This is a genomic window from Pseudochrobactrum mosebachae (genome assembly GCF_048914685.1).
GTDB lineage: Bacteria > Pseudomonadota > Alphaproteobacteria > Rhizobiales > Rhizobiaceae > Pseudochrobactrum.
The window spans coordinates 1,684,221-1,700,000 of the sequence record NZ_CP128408.1 but is presented as its reverse complement, the minus strand read 5'-3'; the positions used below and the strand labels follow the sequence as shown (position 1 = coordinate 1,700,000).

Sequence of the window (15,780 nt, the reverse complement as noted above, 5' to 3'; positions counted from 1 at the left end):
AGCTTTAATACCTGCATTAAGACAGGATGGCCCATTAACGCATGTAAAACCGGAACAGGGTCTGCAAGACCCGTCGTTTCAATAACAATACGATCCAGCGTATTGAGTTTACCGGTTTGAACACGTTCGATCAAATCGGCCAGCGTATCTACCAACTCGCCACGAACCGTACAACACAGACAACCATCAGCGAGTTGAATAACGCCGTCGCTCGCCTGCTCAACCAGAAGATGATCAATACTCACATCACCAAATTCATTGATGATGACTGCAGTGTCACGCAATGCCGGATCCTTGAGCAGCCGGTTAAGCAAAGTGGTTTTGCCGGCTCCCAGAAAACCTGTGAGCACAGAAACACTGATTGGCTTAAAGGACATATTCAACCCCGTTAATTTACAGCTGTCGTTATAGTACCACGCATTGGCCGCTGTAACGGAATCGGAACTTGTGAAATGTGCAAGGCTGTACCAACCTGAACATCAGGCGCTTTGCTCAGTAAGCCCACACGCACAGCAACCGGCTCGCGGGTCATAGCTGTTATATAAGGTGAGTTAATTTTCAAACGGCCCTCAACATCACGACCATCCCAACGATCTGACATCGCCTGCTGGCTGCAAATCTGCGCCCGCAAATCGGTAGCCTGATTATTATTATCCCCATAAGGAGCAAGACTTGCCAGCGTTTCCCCGCCGCCGCCTCGGGTCGCAAATCCCGCCGTCAGCAAATCGGCGGCCTGCACTGTACGCTCTTCCTGCTTGGCCGCACCAAGAACAACTGTAACAATGGTACGGCCATTGCGTGTTGCCGATCCTGCAAGATTAAAACCGGATGCACAAACAAAGCCGGTTTTCATACCATCGGCACCGTTGAAACGCCCGAGCAGAATATTGTAATTGGCCTGCACTTTTTTACCGTCGCCCGGATCAATCGCTTCGGTATTAAAGTAATGCGCATATTGCGGAAATTCTCGGCGTAACTGCGCGGCCAGCAAAGCCATGTCTCGCGCTGTGGAATAATTGTTGGTATCTGGCAAACCATGTGGGTTGGAAAAGTTGGAGCCGAACATACCAATGCGGCGCGCTTCGGCATTCATCATTTTAATGAAACCGGCTTTGCTGCCGCCGATGCTTTCCCCAACAGCAACTGAGACATCATTGGCCGATTTTACCAGCATGATTTTCAACGCAGTATCAAGCGTCATCACTGAACCGGCTTTATAGCCCATTTTGCTGGGTGGCTCTTTGGTTGCAGCAACCGACATCCGAACTGGTGATTCCAATGTTCTCTGGCCGGATTGTAATGCACGAAACACCACATAAGCTGTCATCATCTTGGTGAGTGATGCAGGATACCAGCGTCTGAAGGCCTCATTATGAGACAGTACTTTACCGGTAGCCACATCAACAGTCATATAAGGATTAGCTTCAGCCTGTGACATTGCCTGAGAGAGGGTCAGGCAAGACACGGTAAATGCCAAAACAGATTTTTTAAAAACACACGCGATCATGTGAGCACCACCTTTCGGGGCAAAATATTCAGAAAACAGGCATCAGGTCATTTTGCCTTGATTACCTGCTCATTAAAAGCTGCGATCATATAATCACGTCTTCAATCGGTATAAAGCGGCAAAAATCCGGACGTCAGAAAAAATCCTAGACATTTTTTCTGAGTTAAACTTTTCTACTCCACAGAGGGTATAAAAGGCAAAGACGGATTGGCGAAATTTTATAAAACACACTATGTTATTGCAGAGCGTTGTGTTTTGCCCACACCTGCTTATGTCTGAGACTCATTTATTATGCCTCGCTGTAATATAAAAGCAGGGGCACACAGGTTCGGAGAACAAGAAATGCCGCTTTTAGACCGCGCTGTAGCGCTGCAACAGGAAGTCAGCCTGTGGCGCAGATATTTACACAGCAAGCCGGAACTACTTTATGACGTGCATGAAACAGCGGCATTTGTAGAGCAAAAATTACGTGAATTCGGCTGCGATCAGGTTGTAACCGGTATTGGCCGCACTGGTCTTGTTGGTGTGATCAAGGGTAACAAAGGCGCCGGTCAGGTTATTGGCCTGCGCGCTGATATGGATGCGTTGCCGCTTACAGAAACCGGCACACCTGAATGGGTCTCGCAAAATCCGGGCAAAGCACATTCATGCGGCCATGACGGTCATACATCGATGCTGCTGGGTGCGGCAAAAATTCTCTGCGAAACTCGTGATTTTTACGGCGAAGTTGTTGTGATTTTTCAGCCGGCTGAAGAAGGCGGCGCCGGCGGCCTTGCTATGGTCAAAGATGGCATGATGGAGCGCTTCAATATTATTGAGGTCTATGGCATGCATAATATGCCAGGAATTGCAGTTGGTGAACTGGCCGTTTGCAATGGCCCGATTATGGCCGCGACTGATGAGTTTACTATTACCATCAATGGTAAAGGTGGCCATGCCGCCCAGCCACACCGTAATATTGATCCTATCGTTATTGGGTCGCAGCTTGTAACCGCATTGCAGAGCATTGTTTCACGCGGATCAAACCCGCTGGATTCACTCGTGGTTTCTGTAACCAAGTTCAATGCCGGTGAAGCATATAATATCATTCCGGAAAAAGCAGTACTGGCAGGAACAATCCGCAGCCTGACAAAACCAACCCGTGCTTTTGCTGAAAAACGGATGCGCGCGCATTGTGAGGCCTTTGGCCTGTTGAACGACATCACTATTGATCTAAACTTTAAAAATAATTACCCGGTCACGTTCAATCATACCGGACAAACGCAGATTGCAGCCGATGCTGCGGATAAGGTCAGCATTAACGGCCCCATCACCCGTAATGTTGAACCGATGATGGGTGGCGAGGATTTTTCATATATGCTTGAAGCCCGCCCCGGCTGCTATATTTTTATCGGCAATGGTGAAAGCGCAAATCTGCATCACCCTGCTTATGACTTCAATGATAATGCCCTGCCCTATGGCATGAGTTATTGGGTTGAGCTGGCGCAATACCGGCTTAAGGATGCAGAACTATCACCGGTTGATAAAGTTACAGCTTAAGTGACGCCAGCAAAATTTACAGATCAGAGCGGAGATGGGTACACCCCTCTCCGCTTTTTCTTTCTGCCACAGCTTTGTGCTATTTTTGATCGTCACTTTCAACCAGTCGAGTCTCATACCATTCAAGATCATTCAACTTGAACATGAAATGCTCAAATCATAATTTCTGCCGTTCTTGCCCTTGGCGAAACCCTAAAAAATCATTATGAGTGCACTATTCATAGTGCAAAGCACTGGTCCCGTAGCTCAGTAGGATAGAGCGACAGATTCCTAATCTGTAGGCCGTTGGTTCGAATCCAATCGGGATCACCACTTTTTCATGCATTTCAAAACTATGTCTTATCATTCTCTGAAATAATGATTTTATAAATTCGGGCATTAAGTTTTCATTCACCAAAAAGATTCACGTGAAACAACTATGCTTTTATCGCTACGCCCGCCCCGATAATGGCATCAAAACGCTATCGGCTGTACTATCATATGTGATGCGCGTTGACCTCTTTCAGAGAACTCATTATTCATTTTAATCGGGACGCGGAACAGAGGGAGATTTTCATGCGTACACTTATTCTGGCATTACTGTCGACAGCTATGGCCACTACAATGATTGCCGCACCGGCAAGTGCAAAAGATGTCAGCGTTGCAGTTACTGCAATCGTTGAACATCCGGCACTTGATGCAGCACGCGATGGCGTAAAAGACGCTCTGGCAGCCGCCGGCTATAAAGAAGGTGAAAACCTCAAATTCATTTATCAGTCCGCACAGGGCAATCCGGCCACCGCCGCGCAGATCGCCCGCCAGTTTATTGGTGATGCACCGGATGTGATCGTGCCGATCTCAACCCCTTCCGCTCAGGCTGTTGTTTCAGGCACCCGCGACATTCCGGTGGTGTTTACAGCAGTTTCAGATCCTGTAGGCGCCCAGCTGGTTAAAGATATGGAAAAACCAGGCGGCAATGTTACCGGTCTGTCCGATCTTTCTCCGGTTGTTGATCATATCAAGCTGATTAAAGAAGTTGCACCGAATGTTAAAACCATCGGTTTTCTTTATAATTCAGGTGAAGCCAATTCTGTATCGCTTCTCGAAGCTTTGAAAGCTGCCGCAAAAGATGGTGGCCTTGAAGTGGTAGAATCTGCTGCAACCAAATCGGCTGAAGTTCAGGGTGCCGCACGCGCATTGATCGGCAAGGCTGATCTGATTTATATCCCGACAGACAATACAATTATTTCAGCACTTGAAGGTGCGGTCAGTGTTGCAGAAGAGGCTAAAATTCCTTTGATGACCGCTGATACGGATTCTGTCAGCCGCGGTGCTTTCATGGCTTTGGGTTTCAACTATTATGATGTTGGCAAACAGACCGGTGAAGTTGTTGTTCGTATTCTCAAGGGTGAGAAGCCAGGTGATATTGCGGTTAAAGTTGCTGCCGGTACTGATCTGGTTGTAAATCTGGTTGCAGCTAAAAAAATGGGCATTGAAATCCCGCAGGCTGTGATTGATCGCGCCAGCAAAGTGATTAAAGAATAGGCTGTGATTTAGCCGTAAATTTACGGCTGATTTTTTGCTAACAACAGACATCAGGATGTGCTCAGTTCAACATCCTGATGTCTGACTTATAAATATATATAATTCATATTCAGGCATTCTCCGTTGCGGATAATGCTCAGAAATCAACAAGCAGGCTGCCCCGTATACGTGGAGCGATCTGAACAGTTTCTGTTTATGATCCGCCTCACTATGCCGGCCGTTTGCAAAAGCCGAAGGAACATTATTGTGAGTCTGATCGCCTTTTGGGGTGCGGTCGAATTAGGTCTTGTATTTTCATTTGTAGCTCTCGGCGTATATTTGTCTTTCCGCGTGCTCGATTTTCCCGACCTTACAGTGGATGGTTCCTTTCCGCTCGGCGCCGCAGTTACCGCAGTTCTTATTATTACCGGTGTTAATCCGTGGATCGCAGCACTGATAGCCATGATGGCTGGCGCCTGTGCCGGTTTGGTTACGGCCACCTTAAATATCCGCTTTGGCATCCTTAATCTTCTCGCATCCATCCTCACAATGACGGCGCTGTTTTCAGTCAATTTGCGCGTGATGGGTAAGCCGAATGTGGCCTTGATTAATCAAGATACGATGCTTTCGCCTTTCTTTGGTTTAGGTGTTCCTGAATATTATGTGCGTCCGCTGTTTGTCGGGGTGCTGGTTATCGTTGCGGTGTTTTTGGTATGGCGCTTTCTTGAAAGCAATATCGGTCTCGCTATGCGCGCAACCGGTGCCAATCCGCGTATGGCACGCGCTCAGGGTGTAAAAACCGATCGTCAGATTTATCTTGGTATGGCTATTTCCAACGCACTCGTAGCACTGGGCGGCGCTCTGTTTGCACAGACAAACGGTTTTGCCGATGTAACCTCCGGCGTTGGTACAATAGTGGTTGGCCTTGCCGCGGTTATTATCGGTGAAACAGTGTTCCGCACACGTTTTTTGCTTTGGGCGCTGATCGGCTGTGTGGTTGGGTCTATCCTTTATCGTATTGCCATCCAGCTTGCACTGAGCAGTGATTTTATCGGCCTCAAGGCTTCTGATCTCAATCTGGCAACAGCAGTTCTGGTAACGATTGCTCTGATCCTGCCGCGGTTGCGTCGTGGAGGATCTGCAAAATGATTGAAATATCCAATCTCGGCGTCGTCTTTGGCCGTGGTACACCTTTGCAGAAGCAAGCACTGTCAGGGATTAATCTCAAGATTGAAGAAGGTACATTTGTTACCGTTATTGGTTCTAATGGTGCCGGTAAATCAACATTACTCGGCGCCCTCGCCGGCGATGTTCTGGCATCGGAAGGCAAGATTCTTATTGGTCATAAAGATGTAACCAGACAATCCACTGCAGACCGTGCTTCTTTGGTTGCACGCGTATTTCAGGATCCGCTCACCGGCAGTTGCGGTTCTCTCTCAATTGAAGAGAACCTTGCCCTTGCAGCAATGCGCGGCAAAAACAGAGGTCTCTCCTCTGCCCTGAGTAGTAACCGGCGTGAGCTGTTTAAAAAGCATATTGCCGGCCTTAATCTTGGTCTGGAAAACCGCACACAAGATCGCATGGATTTGCTTTCCGGCGGTCAGCGTCAGGCGCTTTCGCTGATTATGGCAACACTTTCCGGTTCTGAAGTGTTGTTACTTGATGAACATACGGCAGCGCTTGATCCGGGCATGGCAGAATTCATTATGAAACTGACCAAAAAACTGGTGCTTGAAAATAAGCTCACCACGCTAATGGTGACCCATTCCATGCAGCAGGCACTGGATTATGGGACACGAACCATCATGCTTCATGGCGGTAATATCATTCTCGATGTGAGTGGTGATGAGCGCAAAAACCTCACCGTCAAAGACCTGATTGATATGTTCAAAAAAGTCCGCGGTGAAACACTGGATGATGATGCTCTGCTCATTCAGTAAAATAAATTGCAAATAATTTGGTAATGCCGCAGCGAAATCTGCGGCATTTTTTATATCATATACATAAGTACAACTGCCCATACGCGGATTCCACTTTTGATGCTAATGTTGTATGCAGACCTATGGCACAGAAAAAAGCACATGAAGTAGACGCATTCTTATCCCGCCCCGTTCGCACAGGTACGGTGGTGTTGATCTATGGCCCCGATAAAGGGCTGGTCAGTGAACGCGCGGCCAAACTTGCCAAACTTACAGGTTTGCCACTTGATGATCCTTTTGCGGTATTGCGTATTGAAGCCGATGAGATCGATAAAGATCCGGCACGGCTGGTTGATGAAGCAAGAACGATCTCGATGTTCGGCGGCGATCGTCTGATCTGGGTGCGCAATGCTTCAGCACAAAAAAACCTGGCAGATGCTGTAAAAACTCTTATCACCGATCCGCCTCAAGATACCTATATTCTGGTTGAAGCCGGAGATTTGAAAAAAAACGCCGCTTTGCGCAGTCATGTTGAAAATGGTGCAAGCGCCATGGCACTGCCCTGTTATAGCGATGATGCGCGTGGCATTGATGGCTTGATTGACGATGTGCTGATGGCCAATAATTTGCAAATATCAATGGATGCACGCCAGTTGCTGCGATTGAGTTTAGGTGGGGATCGGTTAGCAACACGCGGTGAACTCGAAAAATTGTGCCTTTATGCCCGTGGTCAGCAACGCATCGAATTAAATGATGTACGTGAGTCTGTGGGCGACGTGGCAGCCCTGTCTCAAGACGAAGTAATCGATGCCGTGATGATTGGTGATCTGGCGAAATTCAGTTCGGCCTTTGATCGTGTTGTAAATACCGGCACCCACCCCTTCTTGCTGGTAAACACCGCTATGCGCCAATTTACTCAGTTGCAGGCAATGCGCTTTAATATGGAAGCTGAAAACAAACCGGCAGCGCTCGTTGTCAATTCAGCCAGACCACCGGTATTTTTTGCCCGTAAAAAACTTGTGGAGATGGCTCTCGGGCTATGGAGTGGAGCAGCACTCGCCCGTGTGACTGAAAGATTACAACGTACAGTTTTGGAAAGTCGTCAAAATTCAGCACTCTCGACTGCAATAATAAGACAAAGCTTTATTGCTATAGCAGTGGAAGCAATGCGCAATAAACGTAAGCGTTGAAATAAAACTATAATTTCAGTTATCTTAAATAAATAAAAAGCCGGTTATAACAACCGGCTTTTCTAATATATCAGCTCTGTAAGCGTCTGCAAACTTCATCAAGTTGTTCTAATGAACTATAGCGTATACGTACTTCGCCACCGCGATCACGATGATTTATTTCAACTTTCATACCAGTTACATCAGAGAGCAATTTTTCTAATGCGCGGGTATCAGCGTCTTTCTCAACAGCTACACGCTCTGTTTTAGGTGCTGGTAAGCCCTTGCTTTCAGCCTGTGATAGCGCCTCCACCTGCCTTACAGACAGACCCTCTTTAACAATACGCTCCGCTACAGCAGTCGGATTATCCATAGTGATCAATGTGCGTGCATGACCGGCAGTCAACGCACCCTCATTGATCAAACCCTGTACTTCATTAGGCAATTTCAACAAGCGTAACGTGTTTGCAACATGACTGCGACTTTTGCCGATAACCTGAGCTAAATCAGCCTGCGTATAATCATGCTCATCAATAAGCAACTGATAACCCATTGCTTCTTCTACAGGATTTAAATCTGCGCGCTGTACATTTTCAATGATCGCGAGCTCAAGCGCCACACGGTCATCAACATCGCGCAAAATAACAGGAATTTCTGTAAGGCCTGCACGCTGTGCTGCGCGCCAGCGACGCTCACCGGCAATGAGCTCAAAATGATCACGGTTAAGCGGGTTCGGACGCACAACAACCGGCTGCACAATACCATGTTCACGAATAGACTGTGCCAGATCCTCAAGCTCAGCCTCCGTAAACACACGACGTGGATTGCGCGGATTACGGCTCACAAATTCAATAGGCACATAACGTTCAAGTGGTACCGGTGCCTTGCGCTCTTCTACAGGCCGGTCAATATCCCCAATCAGAGCTGCCAGACCGCGACCAAGACGCTTTTTTGAAGGATCATCGTTCATCAGTTGAATGCTTTCTGCAAATTGTTACGTATTCGAATCGAAATATTTATGCCTAGGCCGCAGCGCGTATTTGCCGTTCACGCTGAATGACTTCCGATGCTAATTGAAGATAAGCCTGACTGCCCGCACATTTCAGATCATATAGAATGGCCGGTTTGCCATGGGACGGCGCTTCAGAAACACGGACATTACGCGGTATAACCGTGCGATACACTTTATCGCCCATAAAGGCACGAACATCATCAACAACCTGATTAGCCAGATTATTACGGCTATCATACATCGTCAGTACAATACCTTGAATGGTCAACTCAGGATTGAGTGAGTTGCGTACCTGATTGACAGTTTCAAGCAACTGGCTCAGCCCTTCAAGTGCAAAAAATTCGCACTGCAAAGGTACTAATACTGAATCAGCAGCAGCCATTGCATTCAAAGTCAAAAGATTCAGCGATGGCGGGCAATCAATCAGAATATAGCTGAAGTGATCAGCTATCCCTGAATCGAAGCGCAACGCATCACGTAATCTTCTGGTTCTGTCCGGCGCATTAGAAATCTCCATTTCAATACCAAGCAGATCAAGTGTAGACGCGATCAAAAACAGGTTTGGCACATCTGTAGCAATTGCGGCCTCAGGAATAGTCGCATTTTGTGTGAGTACATCATAGGATGACAAAGGTCTGTTTTTACGGTCAACCCCAAGCCCGGTGCTGGCATTGCCCTGCGGATCGAGATCAACAATCAACACATTCTCACCGATTGCAGCCAATGCTGTTGCCAGATTAATAGCAGTCGTGGTTTTACCCACCCCGCCTTTCTGGTTCGCAATTGTTATAATCCGTGTTCTGTTATTCATAATAATTGTCCCGAATAACTTCTGTTCTTAAAGCGAATACCGTCACACTCTTCAACGTCGACGCAAATTGCTAATCTCAAGAATGACAGAACCTGTTTCTATCGCACTATCATACTGTATCAGGTCAAACTGCCAATTGCTCTGGCTTTCATCGATCTCACGTTGATAATCCCGCCCTTTTTGAAACAAAGCTTTTGCACCATTTGTCATCCATGGTTCAGTTAAAGAAAATAACTTATCCAATGACGCCAAAGCCCTAGCCGTAATGATTTCCGGTGTTGGTACTTGCGAATAGCAGCTTTCAATTCTTGCATTAAGCACCTGACCCGGCGCTTTAAACTGCGCCAATGCATTACGAAGAAACGATGATTTTTTACCGTTACTCTCTACCAATCGAATATATCCATCAGTCTGCTTCAGCATTACTGCCAATACAATCCCTGGAAATCCGCCACCTGAACCCAAATCAAGCCAGTTTTTTGCCTGGGGTGCCAAATTAAAAATCTGAGCACTATCAAGAATATGCCTGTGCCACAATGTTTCCAACGTATTTGGCGAAGCCAGATTGATTGCTTTGGACCACTTTTTAAACAGTATTTCAAAAGCAATCAGATCATCCGTTGTTTCACGTGAAACAGCTGGGTATATTTGTTTCAGTGAATCAAAATATTTATCTTTTGTCATGCTTGTTTTGCCAAATCGCTTGAAATTTCCTGTGCAATACCATGTCTGCGGATATGTGTTATCAGCAAAGCAATCGCAGCCGGCGTTATTCCTTCTATTCTTTGCGCTTCGGCAATGTTTGAAGGGCGTCGTTTTTCAAGCTTTTGCTGGAGTTCAATTGAAAGACCTGAAATACCGGAAAATTGTACAGAAACCGGAATAATCAGTTGTTCTTCACGTTCCATCACCGCAATATCCGCATTTTGGCGATCAAGATAAACCGAATATTGCGCCTCAATTTCTAAGGCTTCTTTGGTTGCAACTGAAAAAGCCGCTAATTCAGGCCAGATTTCAGCCATTCGCTCTGTCGTGATATCCGGATATGATAAAAGGTCGTAGAGTGATCGTCTCACGCCATCTTTATTGAGGTTAACTCCATAAGCAGCAGCAGCGTTTGGTGTTATCGATAGGTTTTTAGCAAGATCACGCGCCTGATCAAGTTCTTGTTTACGCTCGTTAAAGCGCTTTTGTCGTGCTGAGCCAATAAGCCCCCACTCTTCACCTAAAGGTGTCAGACGAATATCAGCATTATCAGCCCGTAAAGAGAGTCTGAATTCAGCGCGTGAAGTAAACATACGATATGGTTCACTTACACCTCTGGAGGTCAAATCATCGAGCATTACGCCAATATAAGCTTCCGTGCGCTGAATGATAACCGGTTCATTACCGCCCGCACGCCTTGCTGCATTCAAACCCGCAAGCAAGCCTTGTGCGCCAGCTTCTTCATATCCAGTAGTTCCATTAATCTGGCCTGCTAAAAACAAACCTTGAACACGTCGCGTTTCGAGGCTGCGATGTAATTCCCGCGGATCAATGAAGTCATATTCAATAGCATAGCCAGGCTGAAGCATACGCGCATGTTCCAAACCAGGAATAGTTTTCAAAATATCAAGCTGTACATCTTCTGGCAAACTTGTTGAAATACCATTCGGATAAACGGTATCATCGTCTAATCCTTCCGGTTCCAGAAATATCTGATGACCATCACGATCGCCAAATTTTACGATTTTATCCTCAATGGAGGGACAATAACGCGGGCCAATGCCTTCAATATTACCAGAATACATTGCTGAGCGATGAATATTATCACGGATAACCTGATGAGTCGCTTCTGTGGTACGGGTAATGCCACAATCAACTTGCTGAACAGTAATAGCGTCTGTCATTAATGAAAATGGTACCGGATGCTCGTCAGCAGATTGTTTATCAAGTCCTTGCCAGTCAATCGTTTTACCATCAATACGGCATGGTGTTCCCGTTTTTAAACGGCCAAGTGCAAATCCAAGCCCTTTAAGCCGCTCGGATAACCCAAGTGCCGGCTTTTCTCCCATACGGCCAGCCGGAATAGTTTTTTCACCTATATGAATTAAACCATTTAAGAATGTGCCGCTTGTCAAAACCACCGCGCAGCATTGCAGAACTGTGCCATCCATCAATTGAACAGCCCTTACAACACCGTTTTCAACAATAATATCAGCTGCACCACCCTCAATAACAGTGAGGTTTTGCTGCTCTTTGATCAAATGCTGAATTGCCAACCGATAAAGTTTGCGGTCAGCCTGCGTTCGTGGGCCACGGACTGCAGGGCCTTTTCGTCGATTAAGCAGACGAAACTGAATGCCGGATTGATCTGCGGCCCTAGCCATTAATCCATCCAGAGCATCAATTTCTCGAACAAGCTGCCCCTTACCCAATCCGCCAATGGCAGGATTACAGGACATAACGCCGATAGTATCAAAATGATGGGTTACTAAAGCAGTTTTAGCGCCAGTTCGTGCTGATGCCGCGGCAGCTTCTGTGCCAGCATGTCCGCCACCAATAATAATGACATCAAAAGAATTTGTCATAATAAATTCCAAAACTTGTTTGGTTTCACGTGAATCATCATTCTCATGTTCTTGCTTAAAAGGGAACATCAAATGAGAAGATGGATCATAATTTTAAAAAGTGGGTGTTGACTCAGAAATATCTAGTCGAGTCAATGTGCTTTTTTAGATTCCACAGAATGTTTCACGTGAAACACTCCTGAATGATTTTCACACCTATAACATGAAAATATGTTTCACGTGAATCATTTCCCAATGCAAAACTGTGAAAAAACGACATCCAGAATATCTTCAACATCAACATCGCCGGTGATGCGTCCAAGATATTGTGATGCATGACGGAGATTTTCCGCTCTTAATTCCAGGGGTAGATTTGTACTGCTGTAAGCTTTGTGAATTTCACGCTTGCAATTGTTTAATAAATCAATGTGTCTGCGTCGAGTGGGTACTACATCATTTTGTAGTTTGGTTTTTTCAGTAATATAATCCGTTAAATCATTGATGATTTGGGCTATTCCATCGCCGGATTTAGCTGAAATTACATAATTATAGTCATTTTGTTGTTTGTTAGATAAGTCGGCTTTGTTGCCTATTTTCCAAATTGGTGCTGTAAATTTTGCAGTTTCAACATTTATAGGTTCTAATAAGTCTTCAATATACAGAATTAAATCTGCTTCAGTTGCTTTGTCTTTAGCACGTTGAATACCTATTTTTTCGACTTTGCCTTCAGTTTCACGAATGCCTGCAGTGTCTGTAAGGTAAGTTACAACTCCATTGAGGTTGAGTTTTACCTCTAATAAATCTCTGGTTGTTCCTGCTTCGTCAGAGATAATAGCTACATCACGAGCAGCGAGTAAGTTTAAAAGACTTGATTTTCCTGCATTGGGTGCACCAATGATAACAATATGAAACCCGTCGCGTAGCATCGCGCCGCGCTTTCCGTCTTCAATGTGCTTTTCAATCGTAGCTGCAACTATAGACATTTCCTGCCACACACGATCTGATACTGAGCCCGGTACATCGCCTTCATCAGCAAAATCCAGTTCTGCTTCAATAAATGCCCGCGCTTGAATGATTTTTTGTCGCCACTGCATATAGAGATTACGCTGAGCCCCAGAGGCAACTTGCACGGCCAATCGTCTTTGCGTTTCAGTTTCTGATGAAATAAGATCAGCCAGACCTTCAGCCATCGTCAGATCCATTTTACCATTAGCAAAAGCACGTCGTGTAAATTCACCCGCCTCTGCTAAGCGGCAGGATTTGAAGTCTGCAAGAATTTCGAGAAACTTCTCCACCACGGCAATACCGCCATGAATATGGAATTCTGCGCAATCTTCGCCTGTAAAGCTTTTAGGTCCCTCAAAAAATACAAGTAAACCACTATCCAGCACATTTCCCTGAATGTCTTTGAAGTGACAATAGATCATTTTTCTGGGTTCAGGAACTTTCTCGCAGATTGTTTCGACTACGAATCGTGTTTGCGACCCGGAAATACGAATAACCGCAACTCCGGAAGGTAGCCGCCCACTTGAAAGAGCAAAGATTGTCTCATGATGAAAGTTCTGCACTGACATAGAAAATCCGTTACATATAAAGGCAGCTTTAGAAACCGCGGAGCCGGTTTCCATTTGAGACTGCGTTAAACCAAAAACCAATGCGCGATTTGCATTCTGTTATGAAGGGCAAGCCCATGAGCCAAAATTTGGATTTCTCTGCCTTTAATCGTCTTAAAGATGAAAACAGCACATATCTAAAACAACATGAGCATAATCCGGTTCACTGGCAGCCTTGGGACAGAGCGGCGCTGGATCTGGCTCTTCTTTACGACAAACCCATCTTACTTTCCATCGGTTATTCAGCTTGCCATTGGTGCCATGTTATGGCGCATGAGTGTTTTGAGGATGAAGAGGTTGCTAAATTGATGAATGAAAATTTCATCAATATCAAAGTTGACCGTGAAGAGCGTCCGGATATAGATCAAATTTATATGTCAGCTTTAACCGCAATGGGCGAACAAGGCGGTTGGCCGCTAACAATTTTTCTGTCACCCCAAGGTGATGCTTTTTGGGGCGGTACATATTTTCCAAAACACGCCAATGGCCGGTTGCCCGGTTTTATGGATATTCTAACCAGCCTGTCCACTCTGTGGAAAAATGATAAAACTCGGATTAAAGGTAATATTTCAGCTCTAAAAAATCATTTAGAAACTGCGCTCAATCCTGATGTTCATAAATCTGAAAATGATGAAACAATATTTCAGCGCTATGCGGATACTATAGCCCGTCGTATTGATACCAATTATGGCGGTATTACAGGGCAGCCCAAATTTCCTAATTTCCCTTTTATGAGTATGCTTTGGGCATCATGGAAAATATCCGGCCAACAGCAACATCATGACCTGTTGATTTTAAGCACGGAGAAAATGCTGAATGGCGGCATCTATGATCATTTGGCCGGTGGCTTAGCGCGTTACAGCACAGATCAGTTCTGGCTTGTCCCTCATTTTGAAAAAATGCTCTACGACAATGCACAAACTATCAGACAATGTTTATGGGCTTATGGTTCAACTCAAAATTTATTGTTTCGCCAACGAATCGAAGAAGTAATTGCCTGGTTAAATACCGAAATGTCTTTACCAAATGGTGGCTTTGCCTCAGGCTTGGATGCTGACAGCGAAGGAGAAGAGGGTAAATTTTATGTCTGGGATAAGGACGAAATAGAAGCCATTCTGGTTAATGATGCTGATGATTTTATGAAATACTACAATATTTCTGAGCAAGGAAATTGGGAAGGAAAAAATATTCTTCATTGCCTTGATCAAATTGAATTTGATTATTCAAAAGACAAAGTTTTGCAACAACAACGCCAAAGAGTGCTGAAGCATCGTAATTTACGCCCTCGACCAGTGAGAGACGACAAGTGCCTGACAGACTGGAATGCCTATATAATACGCGCTCTGGCTGAGGCAGCTCGTGTATTTCAAAATCAGAGATGGTTAGAACTAGCTAAATCAACCTATGATTATTTAGCACCTGAAAAAGACAGCCGGCTTTCTCACATACGGCCTGTAAAAAGCATTGATCCTAAGGCTAAGTCTCTGCCTGCTTTATCTTCTGATTTTGCAGCGATGATCAATGCAGCTTTGTCACTTTATCAGGCCGATCCTAAACAAAGCTATATTGATGATGCAGTGTGGCTGGCAAACGAACTTAATCTTCATCATAAAGATCATAATGATGATTATCGACTGACCGCGTTAGATACAGATGATGTAATTTTATATATCTATGGTGATCAGGATGAGGCTATTCCAAGTGCCACCAGTCAAATCATTGAAGCTTTGACGCGTTTGGCCCTAATCACTGAAAATGAAAATTTACTTTTCAAAACAAACGAGCTTGCTTCCCGCGCCCTTGGGCGTAGCAAGCAGATGAATTATGGTCAGGCAGGTATTTTAATATCAGCGGTACAATTGCTGGATCCGGTTAAGCTCGTATTGATTATAGATGATACTGAGGATGAATTATATCGCTGTGCCTCTCGTAAACCCGATCCTTACCGCACAGATGTCATTCTCAACCGCAAAGACGCGCGTGCGCTGCCACAATGGGCACATCTGCTATCAGCGAGCACTAACAGTTCTTGCGCGATCCTGTGCCGCAATAATGTGTGTTTACCGCCGGTTTATTCCGCGGTTGATCTGGAAAAATTATTGTAAGCAGATCAATTCCACAACCGTATAACAAAAAACGCCGCCTCAATGAGACGGCG

General features: G+C 45.4%; 13 protein-coding genes and 1 tRNA gene (1 of these 14 cut by a window edge). 7 read left to right on the top strand and 7 right to left on the bottom strand.

Annotation, left to right across the window (positions count from 1 at the left end; translation table 11 throughout):
- On the bottom strand, window positions 1-377 hold the 5' portion of the coding sequence (locus tag MP213Fo_RS07700; protein ID WP_421088496.1) for a CobW family GTP-binding protein. It extends 757 nt beyond the left edge of the window; 377 of the gene's 1,134 nt are visible here — the first part of the coding sequence; its start codon is at window positions 375-377; its stop codon lies off the left edge, out of view.
- An 11-nt stretch (window positions 378-388) separates the two neighbouring features.
- Window positions 389-1,438 carry a D-alanyl-D-alanine carboxypeptidase family protein gene (locus MP213Fo_RS07695; RefSeq protein ID WP_421091067.1) on the bottom strand — a complete coding sequence of 350 codons (1,050 nt, stop codon included), beginning with the start codon at window positions 1,436-1,438 and terminating at the stop codon, window positions 389-391.
- A 411-nt stretch (window positions 1,439-1,849) separates the two neighbouring features.
- Between MP213Fo_RS07695 and MP213Fo_RS07690 the strand changes: the two genes are divergently transcribed.
- The 6 genes from MP213Fo_RS07690 to holA all read left to right on the top strand — a co-directional run bounded on the left by MP213Fo_RS07690 (window position 1,850) and on the right by holA (window position 7,658).
- Window positions 1,850-3,046, top strand: a complete 1,197-nt coding sequence (locus MP213Fo_RS07690; protein ID WP_421088495.1) for a M20 aminoacylase family protein — start codon at window positions 1,850-1,852, stop codon at window positions 3,044-3,046.
- Window positions 3,047-3,281: 235 nt separating this feature from the next.
- Window positions 3,282-3,358: transfer RNA gene (locus tag MP213Fo_RS07685), tRNA-Arg, on the top strand.
- A gap of 243 nt (window positions 3,359-3,601) precedes the next feature.
- Window positions 3,602-4,570, top strand: a complete 969-nt coding sequence (locus MP213Fo_RS07680) for an ABC transporter substrate-binding protein (protein ID WP_421088494.1) — start codon at window positions 3,602-3,604, stop codon at window positions 4,568-4,570.
- Window positions 4,571-4,816: 246 nt separating this feature from the next.
- Entirely contained in the window at window positions 4,817-5,698 is an 882-nt protein-coding gene (locus MP213Fo_RS07675; RefSeq protein WP_421088493.1) for an ABC transporter permease, read from the top strand.
- Window positions 5,695-6,489, top strand: coding sequence for an ABC transporter ATP-binding protein (locus MP213Fo_RS07670; protein ID WP_421088492.1), 795 nt, complete (start codon window positions 5,695-5,697; stop codon window positions 6,487-6,489). Before MP213Fo_RS07675 ends, MP213Fo_RS07670 begins: the two co-directional genes overlap by 4 nt.
- 122 nt (window positions 6,490-6,611) lie before the next feature.
- Window positions 6,612-7,658 carry a DNA polymerase III subunit delta gene (gene holA, locus MP213Fo_RS07665; protein ID WP_421088491.1) on the top strand — a complete coding sequence of 349 codons (1,047 nt, stop codon included), beginning with the start codon at window positions 6,612-6,614 and terminating at the stop codon, window positions 7,656-7,658.
- Window positions 7,659-7,728: 70 nt separating this feature from the next.
- On the opposite strand, the gene MP213Fo_RS07660 is transcribed toward holA, so the two are convergent.
- From MP213Fo_RS07660 to mnmE, 5 genes are all read right to left on the bottom strand, one after another.
- Window positions 7,729-8,607: a ParB/RepB/Spo0J family partition protein gene (locus tag MP213Fo_RS07660; protein WP_421088490.1), complete on the bottom strand. Its 879-nt coding sequence runs from the start codon at window positions 8,605-8,607 to the stop codon at window positions 7,729-7,731.
- A 52-nt stretch (window positions 8,608-8,659) separates the two neighbouring features.
- On the bottom strand, window positions 8,660-9,460 hold the full coding sequence (locus MP213Fo_RS07655) for a ParA family protein (protein WP_421088489.1): 801 nt from the start codon (window positions 9,458-9,460) through the stop codon (window positions 8,660-8,662).
- Between the two features lie 51 nt (window positions 9,461-9,511).
- Complete coding sequence (gene rsmG / locus MP213Fo_RS07650) at window positions 9,512-10,144, bottom strand: 16S rRNA (guanine(527)-N(7))-methyltransferase RsmG (protein WP_421088488.1); 633 nt, start codon at window positions 10,142-10,144, stop codon at window positions 9,512-9,514.
- Window positions 10,141-12,030 (bottom strand): tRNA uridine-5-carboxymethylaminomethyl(34) synthesis enzyme MnmG, encoded by a 1,890-nt coding sequence (gene mnmG / locus MP213Fo_RS07645; protein WP_421088487.1) that lies wholly within the window; start codon window positions 12,028-12,030, stop codon window positions 10,141-10,143. Before mnmG ends, rsmG begins: the two co-directional genes overlap by 4 nt.
- A 224-nt stretch (window positions 12,031-12,254) precedes the next feature.
- Window positions 12,255-13,583, bottom strand: coding sequence for a tRNA uridine-5-carboxymethylaminomethyl(34) synthesis GTPase MnmE (gene mnmE / locus MP213Fo_RS07640; protein WP_421091066.1), 1,329 nt, complete (start codon window positions 13,581-13,583; stop codon window positions 12,255-12,257).
- Between the two features lie 116 nt (window positions 13,584-13,699).
- On the opposite strand from mnmE, the gene MP213Fo_RS07635 reads away from it, so the two are divergent.
- The gene (locus MP213Fo_RS07635; protein WP_421088486.1) at window positions 13,700-15,727 is read left to right on the top strand and encodes a thioredoxin domain-containing protein; all 2,028 of its coding nucleotides are present in this window, start codon (window positions 13,700-13,702) and stop codon (window positions 15,725-15,727) included.
- Window positions 15,728-15,780 lie beyond the last annotated feature (53 nt).